Genomic DNA, 5,819 nt, shown 5'->3' with positions numbered 1-5,819 from the left:
GGTGGTTGCGGGGGTTGGATTTGAACCAACGACCTTCAGGTTATGAGCCTGACGAGCTACCGGGCTGCTCCACCCCGCGTCACCTGTGCTTGCGTCGCTGGGACGCAGAACAGCCCCTGGTGCTGGTATGCTCCTGGGGCTGTCATGCTGGCCGGCAAGGGCCAGTGATCATTGTGATGGGTTTTTATCCTTGCGCCGGCTGCAATGCCTGGCGGCGTCCTACTCTTCCAACGCTTGAGCGGTAGTACCATCGGCGCTGCCAGGTTTCACGGCCGAGTTCGAGATGGGATCGGGTGGGTCACAGGCGCTATGGCCACCAAGCAATGAAGCTGGCGCAAGGGAGGGTTTAATCGATGATTGTCTGGCTGGAGATCCGACCACATCACCGGGCTGCCACGCGGGCAGGCCTGTCGGTGATGGTGTGAGATTCTCAAGCGCGATAAGAGAGATTAGGACCGGTTAGCTCCATGCGTTACCGCACTTCCACACCCGGCCTATCAACGTGATGGTCTATCACGACTCGATGATTGCTTATCTTGAGGGAGGCTTCCCGCTTAGATGCTTTCAGCGGTTATCCCGTCCGTACATAGCTACCCTGCTGCACTCCTGGCGGAATGACAGGTACACCAGAGGTACGTTCACCCCGGTCCTCTCGTACTAGGGGCAACTCCTCTCAACAATCGACGCCCACGGCAGATAGGGACCAAACTGTCTCGCGACGTTCTGAACCCAGCTCACGTACCACTTTAATTGGCGAACAGCCAAACCCTTGGGACCTGCTCCAGCCCCAGGATGTGATGAGCCGACATCGAGGTGCCAAACGATTCCGTCGATATGAGCTCTTGGGAATCATCAGCCTGTTATCCCCGGCGTACCTTTTATCCGTTGAGCGATGGCCCTTCCACGCAGGACCACCGGATCACTATGACCGACTTTCGTCTCTGCTCGACCTGTCGGTCTCGCAGTCAGGCAGGCTTATGCCATTGCACTCTTGCAGCCGGTTTCCAACCGGCCTGAGCCTACCATCGCGCGCCTCCGTTACTCTTTAGGAGGCGACCGCCCCAGTCAAACTACCCGCCACAGAGGGTCCCTACACCGGCTAACGGTGCGAGGTTAGATATCAGAAAACAGCAGGGTGGTATTTCACCTATGGCTCCACGACAGCTGGCGCCGTCGCTTCAAAGCCTCCCACCTATGCTACACAACTCTTTCCTAATACCACTCTGAAGCTGCAGTAAAGGTGCACGGGGTCTTTCCGTCTAACCGCGGGTATCCCGCATCTTCACGGGAAATTCAATTTCGCTGAGCATATCCTGGAGACAGTGGGGAAGTCGTTACGCCATTCGTGCAGGTCGGAACTTACCCGACAAGGAATTTCGCTACCTTAGGACCGTTATAGTTACGGCCGCCGTTTACCGGGGCTTCAATTCGGAGCTTGCACTCCTCCTCTTAACCTTCCGGCACCGGGCAGGCGTCACACCCTATACGTCGTCTTGAAGCCGACTTAGCAGAGTGCTGTGTTTTTGCTAAACAGTCGCTACCCCCTGGCCTGTGCCCCCTGCCAGTGCTTGCGCATAGACAGGGCCTCCTTCTTCCGAAGGTACGGAGGCAATTTGCCGAGTTCCTTCAGGATACTTCTCTCAAGCGCCTTGGTATACTCTACCTGACCACCTGTGTCGGTTTCGGGTACGGTCTATACGGTGGGGCTATTTCCTGGAACCGCTTGGCTGCCCATTCAATCCGATAAGGATGAACAACTTCCACGATCCGTCACACACCACCAGGCCCACGAATATTAACGTGGTTCCCATCGACTACCCCCTTCGGGCTCGTCTTAGGGGCCGGCTCACCCTGCGCCGATTAGCGTTGCGCAGGAACCCTTGGTCTTTCGGCGAGAGGGCATCTCACCCTCTTTATCGCTACTCATGTCAGCATTCGCACTTCCGATACGTCCACGGTCGGTTACCCTCCCGCTTCACTCGCCTACGGAACGCTCCGCTACCGCGTGATCCGAAGATCACACCCTAAGCTTCGGTGCATCACTTGAGCCCCGTTACATCTTCGCCGCAGGATCTCTTATTTAGACCAGTGAGCTGTTACGCTTTCTTTAAAGGATGGCTGCTTCTAAGCCAACCTCCTGGTTGTTTTGGAAATCCCACATGCTTTCCCACTTAGTGATGACTTGGGGACCTTAGCTGTAGGTTAGGGCTGTTTCCCTTTTGACGACGGACCTTAGCACCCGCCGTCTGTCTGCCGGATAAGACTCGATGGTATTCGGAGTTTGGTTAGGTTTGGTAGATCTCGCGACCCCCTAGCCCATCCAGTGCTCTACCCCCATCGGCATACATCCGACGCTCTACCTCAATAGATTTCGCGGAGAACCAGCTATTTCCCGGCTTGATTGGCCTTTCACCCCTAAACACAGCTCATCCGAGAATTTTTCAACATTCACCGGTTCGGTCCTCCAGTGCGTGTTACCGCACCTTCAACCTGGCCATGCCTAGATCGCCGGGGTTCGGGTCTAATGCATCATACTCATGGTCGCCCTATTCAGACTCGCTTTCGCTACGCCTACACCTAACGGCTTAAGCTTGCATGATACACTAAGTCACTGACCCATTATGCAAGAGGTACGCTGTCACTCCTCAAGGGAGCTCCAACTGATTGTAAGCATCCGGTTTCAGGTACTGTTTCACTCCCCTCATCGGGGTGCTTTTCACCTTTCCCTCACGGTACTAGTTCGCTATCGGTCATGTACGAGTATTTAGGCTTGGAGGGTGGTCCCCCCATGTTCAGACAGGATTTCACGTGTCCCGCCCTACTCGAGGCTTCATCCATCACTTTCGCATACGGGGCTGTCACCCGCTATGGCCGCTCTTTCCAAAGCGTTCTGCTAGTTGAAGATGAAGCACTGGCCTGGTCCGCGTTCGCTCGCCACTACTAACGGAATCTCGGTTGATGTCTTTTCCTCCAGGTACTGAGATGTTTCAGTTCCCCGGGTTCGCTTCACCAAGCTTATTTTATTCAGCTCGATGATACCTTTTCCACCTCTCTCACACCGTGATCACTCACGACACGAGGGAAATGGTGAAGGTGGGTTTCCCCATTCGGAAATCGCCGGATCAAAGCCTGCTCACAGCTCCCCGACGCTTATCGCAGCGTGCCACGTCCTTCTTCGCCTGTACATGCCAAGGCATCCACCAGATGCTCTTACCTCACGCTTGAGAATCCACACCATCAACGACAGGCCTGCATAACGCCTGGTCGCCTTCCGATGGCATGGTCAAAATCTCAGCCAGATTATCAATCTTGTGCCGTACCCATCACCCGACCTCATCAGTCGAAGCGATCGATACGCCACGGCATCGATTAAAAACCCATTCACAATGTCAAAGACGCGATTTTGCTGAAGGCAAAACGCGTAACCGACCACAAGGGGCCGGATACGTTTTCCTATCCACACTGAAGATAGTGTCTGGTGGAGCCTATCGGGATCGAACCGATGACCCCCTGCTTGCAAAGCAGGTGCTCTCCCAGCTGAGCTAAGGCCCCCTACCAATCACCGCCCGGCACAAGGCCAAGCAAGACACATGGTGGGCCGAGCTGGACTCGAACCAGCGACCTTACGCTTATCAGGCGTACGCTCTAACCACCTGAGCTACCGGCCCCCACCATCCCGAACCGGCCAAGCCCAACACTATGCTAGATGCATATGCAAGGCGGCCGCAGGCGGCAAAAGCCAGCTCAGACGCCGACCAGGCCAGAAACTCCGCAAGGAGCCCGACCAGGTCGATCTTCAGTGATGAAAGGACATGAGGACGACGGCAATGTTCTTTGGAGAGGACGAAGCTCTTCCCGGGTGACATCCCATTGCTGAGACGGCCCAGGCGCTTTCGGCCAGATCCTTAGAAAGGAGGTGATCCAGCCGCAGGTTCCCCTACGGCTACCTTGTTACGACTTCACCCCAGTCGCTGATCCCACCGTGGTTGGCTGCCTCCCTTGCGGGTTAGCGCACCACCTTCGGGTAGAACCAACTCCCATGGCGTGACGGGCGGTGTGTACAAGGCCTGGGAACGTATTCACCGCGGCATGCTGATCCGCGATTACTAGCGATTCCGCCTTCATGCCCTCGAGTTGCAGAGGACAATCCGAACTGAGACATCTTTTGGAGATTAGCGCACCCTTGCGAGTTAGCTGCCCACTGTAGATGCCATTGTAGCACGTGTGTAGCCCAGCCTGTAAGGGCCATGAGGACTTGACGTCATCCCCACCTTCCTCCGGCTTATCACCGGCGGTTTCCTTAGAGTTCCCAACTTAATGATGGCAACTAAGGACGAGGGTTGCGCTCGTTGCGGGACTTAACCCAACATCTCACGACACGAGCTGACGACAGCCATGCAGCACCTGTCACTCGGTCCCAAAAGGGAAGAAATCTGTCTCCAGAAGTCGTCCGAGGATGTCAAAGGCTGGTAAGGTTCTGCGCGTTGCTTCGAATTAAACCACATGCTCCACCGCTTGTGCAGGCCCCCGTCAATTCCTTTGAGTTTTAATCTTGCGACCGTACTCCCCAGGCGGATAACTTAATGCGTTAGCTGCGCCACCCAAACACCATGTGCCCGGACAGCTAGTTATCATCGTTTACGGCGTGGACTACCAGGGTATCTAATCCTGTTTGCTCCCCACGCTTTCGAACCTCAGCGTCAATACCTGTCCAGCGAGTCGCCTTCGCCACTGGTGTTCTTCCGAATATCTACGAATTTCACCTCTACACTCGGAATTCCACTCGCCTCTCCAGGATTCAAGCCTGGCAGTTTCAAAGGCAGTTCCAGTGTTGAGCACTGGGATTTCACCCCTGACTTGCCAAGCCGCCTACGTTCGCTTTACGCCCAGTATTTCCGAACAACGCTAGCCCCCTCCGTATTACCGCGGCTGCTGGCACGGAGTTAGCCGGGGCTTATTCTCCCGGTACTGTCATTATCATCCCGGGTAAAAGAGCTTTACAACCCTAAGGCCTTCATCACTCACGCGGCATTGCTGGATCAGGCTTTCGCCCATTGTCCAATATTCCCCACTGCTGCCTCCCGTAGGAGTCTGGGCCGTGTCTCAGTCCCAGTGTGGCTGATCATCCTCTAAGACCAGCTATGGATCGTCGCCTTGGTGAGCCTTTACCTCACCAACTAGCTAATCCAACGCGGGCCCATCTAAAGGCGATAAATCTTTGGTCCGAAGACATCATCCGGTATTAGCACCCCTTTCGAGGAGTTATCCCGAACCTAAAGGCAGGTTCCCACGCGTTACGCACCCGTGCGCCACTAGACCCGAAGGTCTCGTTCGACTTGCATGTGTTAGGCATGCCGCCAGCGTTCGTTCTGAGCCAGGATCAAACTCTCAAGTTTGTGTCACATACCAAGCCGGCACGATCTCGCGATCGCCATCCAGCCAAGCACGCGCTTCAAGGAGCCGTTACCTGCACTATCAAACGTAATGGATACGAATGAACATGCTTCAGATCCCGATACCCGTGGTGAGCATCAGAACCCGGCAACGACCTGGTTACTGCCAACCGGAGCCTTAAAACCCCCGGCAGCAGGCGCCGTCGCCCACATGTCCCTTCATCAAAATCAACAATGTCAAATAACAACACCAAACATCTAAACCGGACAACAATGGCTCCCTGACTTTCATCAGAGGACCCGTCGTCCGTATATGTTGGCGACCGATTGAAGCGCGCCGGTCAAAACCGCTGCGCCCCGTCGGTGAAACGGCATATATGGGGGACTTCCCTACCCGTCAACACACTATGGCAATTTTGTTGCGGC

The 5,819-nt window shown here is 55.3% G+C and carries 3 tRNA genes and 3 rRNA genes; all 6 read right to left on the bottom strand.

Annotated elements, in window-relative coordinates:
• Positions 1-2 precede the first annotated feature (2 nt).
• Positions 3-79 (bottom strand) — tRNA-Met (locus D5S08_RS16195).
• A gap of 127 nt (positions 80-206) precedes the next feature.
• A 5S ribosomal RNA gene (gene rrf / locus D5S08_RS16190) occupies positions 207-321 on the bottom strand.
• Positions 322-429: 108 nt separating this feature from the next.
• Positions 430-3,224: ribosomal RNA gene (locus D5S08_RS16185) — 23S ribosomal RNA — on the bottom strand.
• 252 nt (positions 3,225-3,476) lie between these two features.
• Positions 3,477-3,552: transfer RNA gene (locus tag D5S08_RS16180), tRNA-Ala, on the bottom strand.
• A gap of 39 nt (positions 3,553-3,591) precedes the next feature.
• Positions 3,592-3,668: transfer RNA gene (locus tag D5S08_RS16175), tRNA-Ile, on the bottom strand.
• Between the two features lie 241 nt (positions 3,669-3,909).
• Positions 3,910-5,396: ribosomal RNA gene (locus D5S08_RS16170) — 16S ribosomal RNA — on the bottom strand.
• The 16S, 23S and 5S rRNA genes sit together here with 3 tRNA genes alongside, the layout of an rRNA operon.
• Positions 5,397-5,819 lie beyond the last annotated feature (423 nt).

The organism is Croceibacterium ferulae, from assembly GCF_003660445.1.
In the GTDB taxonomy this organism is placed as follows: Bacteria; Pseudomonadota; Alphaproteobacteria; order Sphingomonadales; family Sphingomonadaceae; genus Croceibacterium; species Croceibacterium ferulae.
This window is presented reverse-complemented; position numbering and strand designations above follow the sequence as displayed.